The sequence below is a fragment of the Metabacillus indicus genome, from assembly GCF_046603695.1.
GTDB lineage: Bacteria > Bacillota > Bacilli > Bacillales > Bacillaceae > Bacillus_P > Bacillus_P indicus.
In genome coordinates this window covers 3,246,006-3,260,675 of the sequence record NZ_CP176757.1, presented here as the reverse complement: position 1 = coordinate 3,260,675, position 14,670 = coordinate 3,246,006, and the positions used below count along the sequence as shown (strand labels likewise).

Annotated in this window: 10 protein-coding genes; 8 read left to right on the top strand and 2 right to left on the bottom strand. The window is 44.8% G+C overall.

The annotated features are described in order from the left end of the window. The first annotated feature begins 525 nt into the window (after nt 1–525). The 5 genes from glgB (at nt 526) to ACK1LH_RS16670 (ending at nt 8,510) form a co-directional block, all read left to right on the top strand. Nucleotides 526–2,457: a 1,4-alpha-glucan branching enzyme gene (glgB, locus tag ACK1LH_RS16690; RefSeq protein ID WP_029278745.1), complete on the top strand. Its 1,932-nt coding sequence runs from the start codon at nt 526–528 to the stop codon at nt 2,455–2,457. Then, the gene (locus ACK1LH_RS16685; protein ID WP_087946352.1) at nt 2,411–3,556 is read left to right on the top strand and encodes a glucose-1-phosphate adenylyltransferase; all 1,146 of its coding nucleotides are present in this window, start codon (nt 2,411–2,413) and stop codon (nt 3,554–3,556) included. The genes glgB and ACK1LH_RS16685 overlap by 47 nt, the downstream gene beginning before the upstream one ends. Before the next feature lie 82 nt (nt 3,557–3,638). Beyond that, nucleotides 3,639–4,667: a sugar phosphate nucleotidyltransferase gene (locus tag ACK1LH_RS16680; RefSeq protein ID WP_282033178.1), complete on the top strand. Its 1,029-nt coding sequence runs from the start codon at nt 3,639–3,641 to the stop codon at nt 4,665–4,667. Beyond that, nucleotides 4,664–6,115, top strand: a complete 1,452-nt coding sequence (gene glgA, locus ACK1LH_RS16675) for a glycogen synthase GlgA (protein WP_029278750.1) — start codon at nt 4,664–4,666, stop codon at nt 6,113–6,115. The genes ACK1LH_RS16680 and glgA overlap by 4 nt, the downstream gene beginning before the upstream one ends. After that, entirely contained in the window at nt 6,105–8,510 is a 2,406-nt protein-coding gene (locus tag ACK1LH_RS16670) for a glycogen/starch/alpha-glucan phosphorylase (protein ID WP_029278752.1), read from the top strand. Before glgA ends, ACK1LH_RS16670 begins: the two co-directional genes overlap by 11 nt. Nucleotides 8,511–8,579: 69 nt before the next feature. Here ACK1LH_RS16670 and ACK1LH_RS16665 read toward each other — a convergent pair whose 3' ends face one another. Further along, on the bottom strand, nt 8,580–9,323 hold the full coding sequence (locus ACK1LH_RS16665) for a TraR/DksA C4-type zinc finger protein (RefSeq protein ID WP_203290368.1): 744 nt from the start codon (nt 9,321–9,323) through the stop codon (nt 8,580–8,582). 151 nt (nt 9,324–9,474) lie between these two features. After that, a complete protein-coding gene (locus ACK1LH_RS16660) occupies nt 9,475–10,410 on the bottom strand; it encodes a 1,4-dihydroxy-2-naphthoate polyprenyltransferase (RefSeq protein ID WP_282033176.1) in 936 nt (311 codons plus the stop codon). Nucleotides 10,411–10,708: 298 nt separating this feature from the next. Between ACK1LH_RS16660 and ACK1LH_RS16655 the strand changes: the two genes are divergently transcribed. Genes ACK1LH_RS16655 through menH form a run of 3 tightly spaced genes read left to right on the top strand, consistent with a single transcriptional unit; the run spans nt 10,709 to nt 14,668 of the window. Next, nucleotides 10,709–12,130 carry an isochorismate synthase MenF gene (locus ACK1LH_RS16655; RefSeq protein ID WP_411333662.1) on the top strand — a complete coding sequence of 474 codons (1,422 nt, stop codon included), beginning with the start codon at nt 10,709–10,711 and terminating at the stop codon, nt 12,128–12,130. Then, nucleotides 12,117–13,868, top strand: coding sequence for a 2-succinyl-5-enolpyruvyl-6-hydroxy-3-cyclohexene-1-carboxylic-acid synthase (gene menD / locus ACK1LH_RS16650; RefSeq protein WP_411333661.1), 1,752 nt, complete (start codon nt 12,117–12,119; stop codon nt 13,866–13,868). Before ACK1LH_RS16655 ends, menD begins: the two co-directional genes overlap by 14 nt. Beyond that, nucleotides 13,865–14,668 carry a 2-succinyl-6-hydroxy-2,4-cyclohexadiene-1-carboxylate synthase gene (gene menH, locus ACK1LH_RS16645; RefSeq protein ID WP_411333659.1) on the top strand — a complete coding sequence of 268 codons (804 nt, stop codon included), beginning with the start codon at nt 13,865–13,867 and terminating at the stop codon, nt 14,666–14,668. The genes menD and menH overlap by 4 nt, the downstream gene beginning before the upstream one ends. Nucleotides 14,669–14,670 lie beyond the last annotated feature (2 nt).

Genomic DNA, 14,670 nt, shown 5'->3' with positions numbered 1-14,670 from the left:
AAGGCAGCTCAGACCATCTCCAAGGAACGAATGAACCCTGTATCCCCGTTAAAATATGACTTCAAAAAATCCTTTTTTCCCTTAAAATATGTTTTCAACAAATAATATATATTTCTGTTACTCAAAAAGGTTTGAATGTTTTTCATTAGAGGTATAAGTAATGGTAATAAAGAAACCGTGATTAAAAGGTCGTGAAAATTTCGACAAATATAAGAGGATTTGTCGAATTAACTGTTTTTGTGATATAGCATACTGCATTTGCTGAGATTGTATTTTTTTGTTAATATGACCGGATTTTCTCATCGAATATGACTTATTTAGTAAATAAGACTGATGTTCATTTCACCAACATTCTCTCCTTCCTTCCTTTCTTTATTCGACATCATTTTAAAAGTATAATGTTTTGAAAAATGAATGGCTGTTCATGACATTTCGTGTCAATAAGTAGAAGCGCTTACAAAAAAGGTAATCCTTCCTTCTGATTGAAATAAGAATTAAGATTACTTTATAGAAAGGGTGATGGGAATGAATCTTGCTACGCCAACTGATTTTGAGGTGCATCTTTTCCATGAAGGAAATTTGTTCAGAGCTCATGAATTGTTTGGTGCCCGCAGCAGCGTGCGAAACGGTGTGAGCGGAACAGTATTCACAGTTTGGGCTCCTCATGCGCTTGAGGTGCGGGTTGCAGGTGATTTTAATCACTGGGACGGCACTGGACACAAGCTTGAGAAGCTGAATGAACAGGGAATCTGGTCTGCTTTTATTGATGGCATCGAAGAGGGTGATCTCTATAAATATGAGATTATCACTCAAAAGCATGAAAAAATTCTGAAGGCTGATCCATTTGCCTTTTATTCTGAGCTGAAGCCGAATACAGCTTCTGTTGTTTACAATCTTGGAGGGTATAAATGGAATGATAAAAACTGGCAGAGAAAAAAACGCCAGAAGGAAATTTATCAGCGCCCTATGTACATTTATGAATTGAATATCTGCTCTTGGAAAAAGAAAGAAGACGGCAGCCTTTATACATATTTAGAGCTTGCGGATGTCTTGATTCCGTATGTTCTTGAGCATGGGTTTACACATATCGAGCTTTTGCCGATTATTGAGCACCCATATGACCGTTCATGGGGATATCAGGGCACAGGCTATTATTCGGCTACAAGCCGTTACGGCACCCCGCACGACTTGATGACATTCATAGATCTTTGCCATCAGAATAACCTGGGAGTCATTATGGACTGGGTACCAGGCCATTTCTGCAAAGATGCACACGGACTTTATTTCTTTGACGGGGAACCGGTTTTTGAATATGAGAAATTTGAAGACAGGGAGAACATCGTCTGGGGTACGGCGAACTTTGATCTTGGAAAACCGGAAGTGCAGAGTTTCCTGATTTCAAATGCTCTCTTCTGGCTTGAGATGTTCCATATCGACGGTTTCAGGGTTGATGCTGTTGCCAATATGATTTACTGGCAGAATACGGATGAACCTCACGAGAATGCGTTCGCGGTTCAGTTTTTAAGAAAACTGAATGAGAAAGTGTTTGAGTACGATCCTTCCGTACTGATGATTGCGGAAGATTCTACGGATTTTCCTCTTGTTACATCTCCTGTCTCTGATGGAGGACTGGGATTTAATTATAAATGGAATATGGGCTGGATGAACGACATCCTCAAATACATGGAAGCCCCTCCAGAACAGCGGAAAGATCTTCATCACAAAGTTTCTTTTTCCCTGATCTACGCTTTCACAGAGAATTTTATCCTTCCGCTTTCACATGATGAAGTGGTCCATGGAAAACGTTCGCTGCTGAATAAAATGCCGGGTGACTACTGGCAGAAATTTGCACAGTACAGACTTTTGCTCGGTTATATGCTTGCACATCCAGGCAAAAAGCTGCTGTTTATGGGCGGAGAATTTGCCCAGTTTGATGAGTGGAAAGACCTTGAGCAGCTTGACTGGGTGCTTGATGACTTTGACATGCATCAAAAATCAAGAGTTTATGTTAAAGAACTGCTTGCCCTGTATAAACGCCAGCGTCCGCTTTATGAGCTTGACCATTCGCAGGAAGGCTTTGAATGGATTGACGTCAATAATTCAGACCAGAGTATTTTTTCTTTTATCCGTAAAGGGATTAAGCCGAACGAACAGCTTGTTGTCGTTTGTAACTTCACTCCTGAAACGTACCATGACTATAAAGTCGGAGTGCCGATTGATACCAGATATGTTGAAACGCTGAACAGCGATGATGCGGTATTCGGAGGGTCGGGCCAGATCAACAAGAAAGAACTGAAAGCGCAGGAAGGCAAGATGCATAATCAGCCTTACCATATATCAATGACCATTCCGCCATATGGAATATCCATATTACGCGCAGTTAAAAAACGAGAGGAGACAATCAACCATGGTGAAAAAAAAGTGCGTCGCAATGTTATTGGCAGGAGGAAAGGGTAGCAGATTAAGTTCACTGACACAGAATCTGGCGAAACCGGCTGTTCCTTTTGGAGGAAAATACAGAATCATTGATTTTACACTGAGCAACTGCTGCAACTCCGGCATTGATACAGTTGGTGTGCTGACGCAGTATCAGCCGCTTGTCCTGAATTCCTACATCGGAATCGGAAGTGCATGGGATCTTGACCGGAAAAACGGGGGAGTAACGGTTCTTCCTCCATACGCTGAATCTTCAGAGGTGAAATGGTACAAAGGAACAGCAAGTGCCATCTATCAGAATCTGAATTATTTAAGACAGTATGATCCTGAATACGTGCTCATTTTGTCAGGCGATCATATTTACAAAATGGATTATTCCGACATGCTTGACTATCATATCGAAAAGGACGCCGACGTTTCTATTTCGGTAAAAGAAGTTCCATGGGATGAAGCGAGCCGGTTCGGAATCTTAAATACTGACGCTAATCTTGAAGTTATAGAGTTTGATGAAAAACCTCAAAATCCTAAAAACAATCTTGCTTCAATGGGAATCTATATCTTCAAATGGTCCATTCTTAAGGAGTTTTTGGAGATGGATGAGCGCAATCCATATTCAAGCCACGACTTTGGAAAAGATGTTCTGCCGCTGCTTCTTGATGAAAAGAAAAAGCTTGTTGCGTATCCATTCAAAGGCTACTGGAAGGATGTCGGCACAGTGAAAAGTCTGTGGGAAGCAAACATGGACCTTTTAAAAGCCGATCCTGAGCTTGATCTTTTCGACAATAACTGGAGAATTTATTCAGTAAACCCGAATCAGCCGCCGCAGTATCTGTCAGAAGGCGCAGAAGTGACGGAATCATTAGTGAATGAAGGCTGTGTCGTATACGGCACCATTCATAAATCGGTCCTTTTCCAGGGTGTAACAGTAGGGCAGCACTCTTTCCTGAAAAATACGGTCGTCATGCCGGATGCTGTCATTGGCAATAATGTTTATATTGAGAATGCGATTGTTCCGTCGGGGCTTGTTGTGCCGGATGGCATGGTCATTCGTTCGGATAAAGATATTGATGAAGTCATTTTAGTAACGGAAGAATTAGTCGAGCAAACGGCAGGAGCGTAACCGCTAAGTACGATGTGCGTGTCAGCAGTGAAATCCTATTTATTTCCGATGAAAAAAAACGAATGCGAGAGGTGGAACAGCTATGAATCAAAGGATGCTGGGAATTATTGATGCAACAACGTATACAAATGCCATCGAAGACTTGACGGTAAATCGTTCAATGGCAGCGGTCCCGTTTGCAGGACGCTACAGATTAATAGATTTTATCTTATCGAATATGGTGAACTCGGATATTGACAGTGTAGCAATCTTCCCGAAATACCAGTACCGTTCTCTAATGGACCATCTTGGTTCAGGAAAGCAATGGGACTTAAACAGAAAGCGTGACGGACTGTTCTTTTTCCCGTCACCGCATTTAAATGATCAATACAGCGAGTTTGGATCGATCCGCCAGCTGTCAGATCATATTGATTATTTCCTCAGAAGCAAGCAGGAATATGCGGTTATTGCCAACAGCTATACCGTCTGCAATATCGATTTTAAAGATGTTCTTGCCAAGCACGTGAAAATGGGCTGCGACATAACGGAAATCCGCAAAGACGGCGAGTCCCTGCAGATGTATGTCATGTCAACAAAACTATTGCTGAATCTGATTCATGACAATAACCAGACAGGATATAAAACGATAGCCCAGGTAATCATGGATAATACCCACAAGCTTATGATCTGTGATTATGAATTTGACGGATATGTCGCCATTATTGATTCGACTGAAAGCTATTACCGCCACAGCCTTGAAATGCTGAAGCCGGAAGTCTGGCAGCAGCTGTTCCTTACAAATCGTCCTATCTTGACGAAGGTAAAGGATGAGCCGCCTGCACGCCATGGCCAGAACGCTGTTGTGAAAAATTCCATGATTGCAAACGGCAGCGTCATTGAAGGGCATGTTGAAAACAGCATTATTTTCAGAGCCGTTCATATTGGAAAAGGAACCGTTGTGAAAAACGGCATCATCATGCAGAAATCACAAATCGGTGATGACTGTGTTCTTGAAAATGTCGTGCTTGATAAAGATGTCAAAGTTGGAAGCGGCATTGAACTGAAAGGAACATCTGATCTTCCGGTTGTCCTCAGAAAAGGAACGGTACAAGGAGCGCTGATGAAATCGTGAAAGTATTATTTGTCGTATCGGAATGTGTTCCCTTCGTAAAGTCCGGAGGCCTGGCCGACGTTGCGGGAGCACTGCCGAAGGAGCTTAAGCGCCTCGGGACTGACATAAGAGTAGTCCTGCCTAAATACGGGCAAATCCCAGAGCGCTTCCGCTCCAAAATGAAGAAAGTGAAGGAGATTGTCGTTCCTGTCGGATGGAGACGGCAATATTGCGGTATCGAGCAGCTTGAATTTGAGGGTGTCACGTATTATTTCATCGATCATGAATATTATTTTAAGCGTGATTCTTTATATGGCCATTATGATGACGGGGAACGGTTCTCTTTTTTCTGCAGAGCCGTTCTTGATTCCATTAAGGCGGTTGACTTCCAGCCTGATGTGATCCACTGTCATGACTGGCATACAGGTATGGTTCCATTCCTTCTGAAAGAGGAATATGCCTCGCAGTCTTTTTATGAAAATATGAAAGCAGTCTTCACGATTCACAATCTGCAGTTTCAGGGGATTTTCCCGAGAGAAATTCTGTATGACCTGCTGGGCCTTGATGACCGTTATTTTAACAATGATCAGCTTGAGTTCCACGGCATGGTCAATTTCATGAAAGCTGCTCTTGTAGCATCTGATTTAATCACGACGGTAAGCCCGACGTATAAAAATGAGATTCAGACGCCATATTTCGGAGAACGTCTTGACGGTCTGCTGCGGGTTAAGGAAGCGTCTCTTGTCGGGATTCTAAACGGCATCGATGACACGATCTACAACCCCGGGGATGATCCGTACATAGCATTCCCTTATGACGAGCACAGAGCTCAGAATAAAGCGAAAAATAAAAAAGAGCTTCAAAAGATGTTTGGCCTGCCTGAAAAAGAGGATACGCCACTCATGACAATGGTTACGCGGCTTACTCAGCAAAAAGGACTTGATCTCGTTGAGCGCGTGCTGCATGAAATGCTGCAGTCTGATATGCAGATGATTATCCTTGGAACCGGAGAAAAGAAATTCGAAGATTTTTTCCGCCACATGGAATGGCTCTTTCCGGATAAATGCAAAGCATATATCGGCTTTGATGAGCCTCTTGCACACCGCATTTATGCGGGGTCGGACTTCTTCCTGATGCCGTCGCAGTTTGAACCGTGCGGACTTGGACAGCTGATTGCCCTCCGCTATGGATCCATTCCGATTGTAAGGGAAACAGGCGGACTGAATGACACTGTCACATCCTACCGGGATGATACAGGTGAAGGGAACGGATTCACCTTCACAAATTTCAATGCGCATGATATGAAGCACACAGTCGACCGTGCATTTTCTGTTTATAAAAACAAAACCATTTGGAACAGCCTTGTCAAAACAGCTATGAAGGAAGATTACAGTTGGGCGCAGTCTGCGTTTAAATACAACCAGCTTTACGCTGATTTAATGACTAGGAGTGGGAGTCATGTTCTCTGACAAAAACGAGTTTAAGAACAGTTTTCTGAAGCGTCTGGAGATGATGTACGGAAAAACGTTTGCTGAGTCGACAAAACGCGACCAGTACCAAACGCTTGGAAACATGGTAAGAGAACATATCAGCAGCCATTGGATCCAGACAAATGAATGGAACCGCGCAAGCAATAACAAACAGGTCTATTACCTGTCAATCGAGTTTCTGCTTGGCAGGCTGCTTGGACAAAATCTGTTAAACCTGGGGATCCGGGAAGTTGTGCTTGAAGGGTTTGCTGAGCTTGGCATTGATCTTGAGGAGATCGAGGAAAGCGAAGCAGATGCAGGCCTCGGCAATGGCGGTTTAGGCCGCCTTGCTGCCTGTTTCCTTGATTCGCTGGCATCTCTCAACCTTCCGGGCCATGGCCTTGGAATACGCTATAAACACGGCCTATTTGACCAGAAAATCGTCGATGGCTATCAGGTGGAGCTGCCTGAGCAGTGGCTTAGACACGGCAACGTCTGGGAAGTGCGAAAGCCGGATCAGGCCATTGAAATTCCTTTCTGGGGAAAAATCGAACATGTCATGGAGGATGGGAAGCTTGAATTCCGTCACGTTCATGCAGAAAACATAATGGCTGTGCCTTATGATATGCCCGTCATCGGCTATGAAACAAGCACGGTCAATACTCTGAGACTGTGGAACGCTGAACCGTCTCCAAACCCGCCAAACCGCGACGTGCTTGCGTATAAACGAGAGACAGAAGCTGTTTCTGAATTTCTGTATCCGGACGATACACATGATGAAGGGAAAATTCTTCGTCTGAAACAGCAGTATTTTCTGGTCTCTGCAAGCCTTCAGTCCATCATTAGATCCTACCTGAAAAAGAATGACACACTGCATGAATTTCACAAGCATGTAGCCATTCATGTCAATGATACACATCCGGTTCTGGCCATTCCTGAACTGATGCGCATCCTTCTTGATGAAGAGCACATGGAATGGGAAGAAGCCTGGAACATCACCGTTGGCACGATCTCCTATACAAATCATACGACACTGTCTGAAGCACTTGAAAAATGGCCGTTGCATATCTTTAAACCGCTGCTGCCGCGAATTTATATGATTGTTGAAGAAATAAATGAAAGATTTTGCAGAGAATTGTGGAATCGTTTCCCGGGAGACTGGAAGCGGATTGAAAATATGGCGATTATTGCGCACGGTGTCGTCAAGATGGCTCACTTAGCCATAGCTGGCAGCCACAGCGTCAACGGAGTAGCCAAAATCCACTCTGATATCCTGAAAAACAGGGAAATGAAGCTGTTTCATCAAATCTATCCTCAAAAATTCAACAATAAAACGAACGGCATCACTCATCGCAGATGGCTGCTGAAAGCCAATCCGGAGCTGACAAGTCTGATAACGGATACGATCGGCACAGACTGGATTAAAAAGCCCCATCTGATGATTGAACTGAAGCGGCACATTTACGATCCGCTGCTGAAAGAACAGTTTGCAGCTGTAAAACGAAAGCGAAAGAAAATTTTAGCGGACATTATTGAAAAAAATACTGGCATCAAGGTAGATGAAAATTCCATTTTTGACGTTCAGGTTAAGCGCCTTCATGCCTATAAACGTCAGCTGCTGAACGTGCTGCACATTATGTACCTGTACAACAGGCTGAAAGAGGATTCTAATTTCTCGATTCATCCGAGAACCTTTATCTTTGGGGCAAAGGCATCACCAGGCTATTATTACGCCAAGAAAATCATTAAGCTGATTAATGCACTTGCCGACAAAGTAAACAATGACCCGAAAGTTTCAAAAATGATGAAAGTCATTTTTATGGAAAACTACAGAGTGTCATTGGCGGAGCATATTTTCCCTGCTGCAGACGTCAGTGAGCAAATCTCAACAGCCAGTAAGGAAGCATCGGGCACAGGGAATATGAAGTTCATGATGAACGGCGCCCTGACTATAGGAACTCTGGACGGTGCAAACATTGAGATTCTTGAAGAAGTCGGGAAGGAAAACATTTTCACATTCGGATTAAAGGCTGAGGAAGTCTTGAACTATTATGAAAATGGCGGATATCGCTCAAGCGAATATTATCACCATGATCTGAGGATCAGGCAGGTGGTAGACCAGCTCACAAATGGATTTTTCCCTGATACGGAAGATGAATTTGAGGCGATAAAAGACTCCTTGCTGTATGAAAACGATCAGTATTTCGTTCTTCGGGATTTCGCATCATATGTGGATGCACAGGATCAGCTTGAAAAAGCCTATCTAAATCAGGATAAGTGGCTTGAAAAAGCCCTGTTGAACATTGCGCATTCCGGTTATTTTTCCAGTGACCGCACCATTCATGAATATGCAGACGGCATTTGGGACATCCAGCCGATTCCTGTCTTACATTGAAATTGAAAAACCCGCTATTAGCGGGTTTTTTTCTGCGGCGGTAAAAACAAGCGCACAAAACGCTCTGTTTTACTCTGTATAAGGATCTTTTTCGTATGCAGGCAAATCACCGAACGGCGTCATCAGACCTTCTTCATCAAGTGTGTGTTCATATTGCCTGTGCTGAATGGTCGGATATACGATTACATTCTTTCCTTCAATATCTGTGGCAGCGAAGTTTTCGTAATCTTCGACATAGCCTGTCGGATCATCATTTTCCATGTAAACGTCATTATATGAGTCGACGGGATATTCAAGGTCTGAAGGTGTTTCGGAGTTTCCGTACCGCTCGACGTCCTGATACGTATCTTCTGCATCATAAGCTTCAGAATCGCTCTCATCGTACTCAAACTTACCAAAGGCAGGCTCCAGGACATCTTCTTCAATTGGGCGCTCATAGGAAACAGCCTGTTCAGGCGAGTGCTCCTTGCAGGTGACGGCTGTCGGGAGCACTTCAAGCCGTTCTTCGGGAATGTCCCGGCCGCAAACCTCGCATTTGCCGTAAGTGCCATTTTTGATGGCTGAAAGAGCCCGGTTCACATCACTTAATTCCTCTTCTGCATGCTCGTTAAGGGCAATATCCTTCTCGCGTTCATAAAGTTCCGTACCTTCATCTCCCGGATGATTATCATAGCTTGAAAGCTCTCCTGTTGAATCATGCCCGAAGCTCTGTTCAAGGCCGTAGTGGCTGTTTTCTTTAAGATGCCGTTCCAGCTCCGCTTTTATCTCTTCAAGAACAGAGCGATAGGAAGCCATTTGTTCACTGCTCAGCATATCCATCACATTCCTTTCCCTGTCTAGCAGCTTTTAAGTTAATCGCTTTTCTTAGTATGGTCAAAAGGCGTTTTTTCATGTTTGAAAATGAAAGTTTCCTGGTTCTGCATGTGAAAAAAGCCAAAATAAAAAGGCCCCGTAAGAGGACCTTTTAGATCGTGCTGATAAATAATCCGATCGCAAGCAAAAAGCCGAACTGGATGTTTGTTTGAGCGGTAGCTTTCATAGCAGGCATCATTTCAAGCGGAAGTGATTTTCCGATAAACTTTTTGACCGCACTGTATGCTTTAGGCGTGCTGATCAAAACAAGCAATGCCCATGCTGACAGATAGCCAAATGCAATCATGGCAAGAATGACAGCGTAAGAAGCGGCAAATGTGGCAGCAAGGAAGATGATGGCTTTTTTGCGGCCAATTAGAATGGCCAGTGTCTTCCGTCCATTTTCTTTGTCGCCGTCAAGGTCACGGATGTTGTTGGACAGCATGATGTTTCCGACTAAAAAGGCAATTGGTATGGAAATGATTACACTGATAGCAGAAATTGTGCCTGTCTGGATATAATAAGCGAGCAGAATGATGACCATTCCCATAAAGAATCCCGCTACAAGCTCTCCAAAAGGAGTGTATGCAATCGGAACAGGGCCTCCTGTATAGAAGTATCCTGTCGCCATGCAGATCAGGCCGATGACAGCAATCCACCAAGTGGACTCCATACAAATGTAGATGCCAAGCAAGATGGCGATTCCGAAGAAGCCGAAAGCAAGGTTCAGTACTGTTTTTGGCTTTACGCCGTTTCGGACGATTGCTCCGCCGATTCCGACAGAGTTTTCATTGTCGAGACCGCGCTTAAAGTCAAAGTATTCATTAAACATGTTGGTTGCAGCCTGAATCAGAATGGATGCAATGAGCATGGCAAGAAACAGGGCCGCATGTATACTGCCTTCATTTAAGGCAAGAACTGTGCCGATCGTAACGGGTATAAAGGCTGCTGAAAGGGTATGCGGCCTGAGCAGCATCCACCATACTTTCCAGCTTTTATCCGGTTTGATGGAAGGCATGTTCTGAGTTGTGTGAGATTGTGTGTGCATCTTTTTCTTCCTCCCCTAGTTGAAGCTGACTAAAGCTGACAGCTTCCCAAAATTAAGTGTAGGAAATTTACAATATTGTGTCAATCCTTTTACAGATGTTTGAACATCGGGGTCTATTCCAGCACCTGAAAATTCTTCCTTGAGAGCTTTTCATTTTAAAGTGATGCGGGTAGTAATATAATAAGGATAATAGTCGTTCATTCTATTATACCATTTCTTTGGGAAAGTACTATTGACACCTCTTTCCTCTGGGGTGTATCTTAATATAAGCGATTTTTCGGTTTTGGAGGGATTTCCAATGATTACGGCGTTAGAACATACATTTACAGAGAAATTGAAGGGTGCTTTGGATGAAGCGGGACAGTTAGAAGAGCCGGTGATCCTGAGTCAGGTTAAAACATTGCATGAGATCAAGAATCCCCTCCAATTTTATGCGGCTGGCGAACAGCATTTTTCAGGAAGCCGGTTTTACTGGGCCACTCCGGGTGCACGGTTTACGATCTGTGGTCTGGGCAGCGAATGCACAGTGGAAAATGATGCTGTAAGCGACCGTTTTGGGCGCATTGAAACGGAATGGAAGCGCTTCAAAAAGATTGTTCACCATGAAGATAGTGAAAGTTTTCACATAGGTACAGGCGCCCTGCTTTTTGGCGGCTTTTCGTTTGATCCGCATAATCGGAGCAATGAGCAGTGGAGCCACTTTCCGGAATCTAAGTTTTTTCTGCCTTCTGTAATGCTTACGGTGAAGGAAAATGCATCCTATTTAACCATCAACCGGATAATCAGGCCGGATGACGAGCTTGAGGACTGCGCGCTGCACTTTACGGATCTTGAAAATAAAGTACTGGCGGCACAGCAGCCGGTGAGCATGGAACCCGCCGGCAACTATTCGCTCGAAGAAGCAGATACACAAGAATGGATGTCCGCTGTCGAAAAAGCTACAGCTTCCATTAAAGGAGGCAAGCTTGATAAAGTGGTGCTTGCACGGGAGGTCAGTGTATCTTATGAGCGTGATATAAATGTCTATGCAGCTTTAAATAAGCTTCAGACAGAACAGCCTGGAAGCTTTATTTTCTCGATTGAAATCGGCAGCAAGTCTTTCATCGGGGCTACACCTGAGCGGCTTATTAAAAAAGAAGGCAGCAGACTGCTTTCAACATGTCTTGCAGGGTCGATCAAAAGAGGGGATACAAAGCACGAGGATACAGAACTTGGCACTGCTCTCTTAAATGATGAAAAAAACCTGATTGAGCATGACATTGTCGTCAAAATGATCAAGGATTCTTTTGAGGAGTGCTGCAGTGAAATCAGGGTGCCGGACGGTCCGCAGCTTTTAAAAACAAAAAATATCCAGCATCTGTATACGCCGATTGAAGGCACGATGCACGGGGGCAGGTCGCTGCTCAGCTTAGTTGAAAAGCTGCATCCAACGCCTGCACTCGGAGGGTATCCGAAAGCAGGTGCACTTGAGATGATCAGAGACATTGAGCCGATGGACAGAGGATGGTATGCAGGTCCGGTTGGATGGCTGGATTCAGACAACAACGGGGAATTTGCAGTGGCCATCCGGTCAGGGCTCATTGACGGGGAACAGGCATCCCTTTTTGCAGGATGCGGAATTGTAGCAGAATCGGATCCGCAGTCGGAATATCAGGAAACACTCATTAAACTAAAGCCGATGCTTTCTGCTCTGGGAGGTATGCAGCATGAGCAAATCTAAATCACTTACCCTTTATGCAGCAAACTTTGCGGATGAGCTGGCAAAAGCGGGGGTTACAGAAGCCGTCATCAGTCCAGGATCAAGGTCAACACCGATGGCGATGCTGATGGCAGAACACCCTGATATCAACATTCATCTTATGATCGATGAAAGGTCCGCAGGCTTTTTTGCACTGGGGCTTTCCAAAATGCTGAATAAACCGGTAGCGCTGCTGTGCACATCCGGTACTGCAGCTGCAAATTATTACCCTGCTGTCGTGGAGGCATTCTATTCAAGAGTGCCTCTGCTTATTTTGACGGCTGACCGTCCTCACGAACTGCGGGATGTTGGAGCTCCCCAGGCGATTGATCAGATTCATTTTTTCGGACGGTATGCGAAGTGGTTTGCAGACATGGCAATTCCTGAACAAACGGAGGGAATGCTTGCCTACAGCAGAATGATGGCTGCCAGGGCAGCAGGCAAAGCATTGTCATCTCCAGCTGGTCCTGTGCACCTGAACCTTCCATTCAGAGAACCGCTGATTCCTGATTTTGACTTAGAGGACATTTGGAAGAATGGAAGCGGCAGAACACAGCATGTCAACATTAAACCGGGACAGGCAGTTCTTCAGGACCTTGAAATAGAAAGGATTGCCGAGCTGCTTTCCGGAAGAGAAAAAGGACTGATTGTGTGCGGGGAAATACGTGATCCGCTCTTTACTGACGCTGTCCTTAAACTTTCAGCAACTTTAAAATATCCAATACTTGCAGATCCCCTTTCTAACTTAAGAACAGGATCTCATGATAAATCTGCAGTCATTGATGGATACGATGCTTTTATGAAAGATGATGAACTTCTAAATGAGCTGAAACCGGACGTCATAATCCGTTTTGGAGCGATGCCGGTTTCAAAGCCGCTGTTCCTGTTTCTGAAACGATCTCCTGAGATTCTGCAGCTGGTGGTCGATGGACAGGGAGGGTACCGGGAACCTACTCTCATGGCTTCTGAAATGATTGAATGCGATGAAAGCTGGTTCTGTGAAAGTCTGTCGGGCAGGGTTTCTCCTACAGAAAATGAACAATGGCTAAAGACTTGGCAGGAGACAAACAGCACAGCACGTAAGATCCTTTCCTCTCCGGAAGACGGACCGGATGCCATGTTTGAAGGAAAAGTCTTTTCCGAGCTGCAAAAGGCCATGCCTGAAAAAAGCCATATGTTTGTCGGAAACAGCATGCCGATCCGTGATGCTGACAACTACTTTTTAAATTCAAATAAGCGTATTTCTGTACACGCCAACCGGGGGGCAAACGGGATAGACGGAATCGTCTCAACAGCCCTTGGAATGAGTGCGGCTGCAGAAGATCCGCTTTTCCTGGTCATTGGAGACCTTTCCTTTTACCATGACATGAATGGGCTGCTGGCTGCAAAAATGCACAAGCTTGACATGACGGTGATTCTATTGAACAACGACGGCGGAGGCATTTTTTCCTTCCTGCCCCAGTCAAAAGAAGAAAAGCATTTTGAAACGCTTTTCGGGACCCCGACCGGTTTGCATTTTCAGCATGCTGCTTCGCTCTATGATGCGGCATATACCCAGCCTGAGACCTGGGAGGCATTTAGAGATGACGTTGAAAACGCCGCTCGCCGCAAGGGGCTGAATATCATCGAAGTCCGTACGAACCGCCATTCCCGTGTCACGATTCATCGAAACTTGATGAATCGTGTTTCCCAGGAAATAAGAGAGATGCTTCGGAAATGATGGTGAAGATAAGAGGGATTTCCTACTCGGTCGAAACGTATGGAGAGGGCCGGCCCCTTGTGCTTCTGCATGGTTTTACAGGATCGGCAGAAACATGGCATCCGTTTCTTGAAATGTTTCAATCCTGCCAGGTGATATTAATTGACCTGATTGGTCACGGCAGGACCGATTCTCCGGCAGATTGCCGCCGGTATTCGATGGAGGAGACGGTGCTTGATCTTCATGCACTTTTCAAGGAGCTAGAGCTGGATAAACCTGTGCTTGCAGGCTATTCAATGGGAGGCAGGGCAGCCTTGTCCTATGCTGTGCGCTATCCCGAAACAGTCAGCAAACTGATTCTTGAAAGCTGCACACCCGGGCTCCTCTCGAGTGAGGAAAGAAAGAAGAGACAGCAAAGTGACAAGGAACTTGCCGAAATGATTTCAGAAAAAGGAGTTCCGCATTTCGTGCAGCATTGGGAGGAGATTCCGCTGTTTGCCTCCCAAAAAGAACTGCCTGAGGCCATTCAGAACAGAGAGCGCAGCAAGCGGCTTAAAAACAATGCAGCCGGCCTGTCAAACAGTCTTCTCGGGATGGGGACGGGCTCACAGACTCCTGTCTGGACCGGCCTTTCTTCCCTTCATATCCCTGTCCTTCTCATCTGCGGAGAGCGGGATGAGAAGTTCTGCAGGCTTGCAGAAGAGATGAAAGGTTTGCTCCCTCTTTCGACATATATTAAAATAAGAGATGCAGGTCATGCGGTTCATGTAGAACAGCCGCAAATCTTTGGTAAAATAGTAAATGAGTTTACTAATAAGTAAAC

Bases quoted from the DNA above. Each gene is read 5' to 3' on its own strand.
- glgB (WP_029278745.1), top strand. From the start codon at position 526: ATGAATCTTGCTACGCCAACTGATTTTGAGGTGCATCTTTTCCATGAA.
- ACK1LH_RS16680 (WP_282033178.1), top strand. From the start codon at position 3,639: ATGAATCAAAGGATGCTGGGAATTATTGATGCAACAACGTATACAAAT.
- ACK1LH_RS16670 (WP_029278752.1), top strand. From the start codon at position 6,105: ATGTTCTCTGACAAAAACGAGTTTAAGAACAGTTTTCTGAAGCGTCTG.
- ACK1LH_RS16665 (WP_203290368.1), bottom strand. From the start codon at position 9,323: ATGCTGAGCAGTGAACAAATGGCTTCCTATCGCTCTGTTCTTGAAGAG.
- ACK1LH_RS16660 (WP_282033176.1), bottom strand. From the start codon at position 10,410: ATGCACACACAATCTCACACAACTCAGAACATGCCTTCCATCAAACCG.
- ACK1LH_RS16655 (WP_411333662.1), top strand. From the start codon at position 10,709: ATGATTACGGCGTTAGAACATACATTTACAGAGAAATTGAAGGGTGCT.
- menD (WP_411333661.1), top strand. From the start codon at position 12,117: ATGAGCAAATCTAAATCACTTACCCTTTATGCAGCAAACTTTGCGGAT.
- menH (WP_411333659.1), top strand. From the start codon at position 13,865: ATGATGGTGAAGATAAGAGGGATTTCCTACTCGGTCGAAACGTATGGA.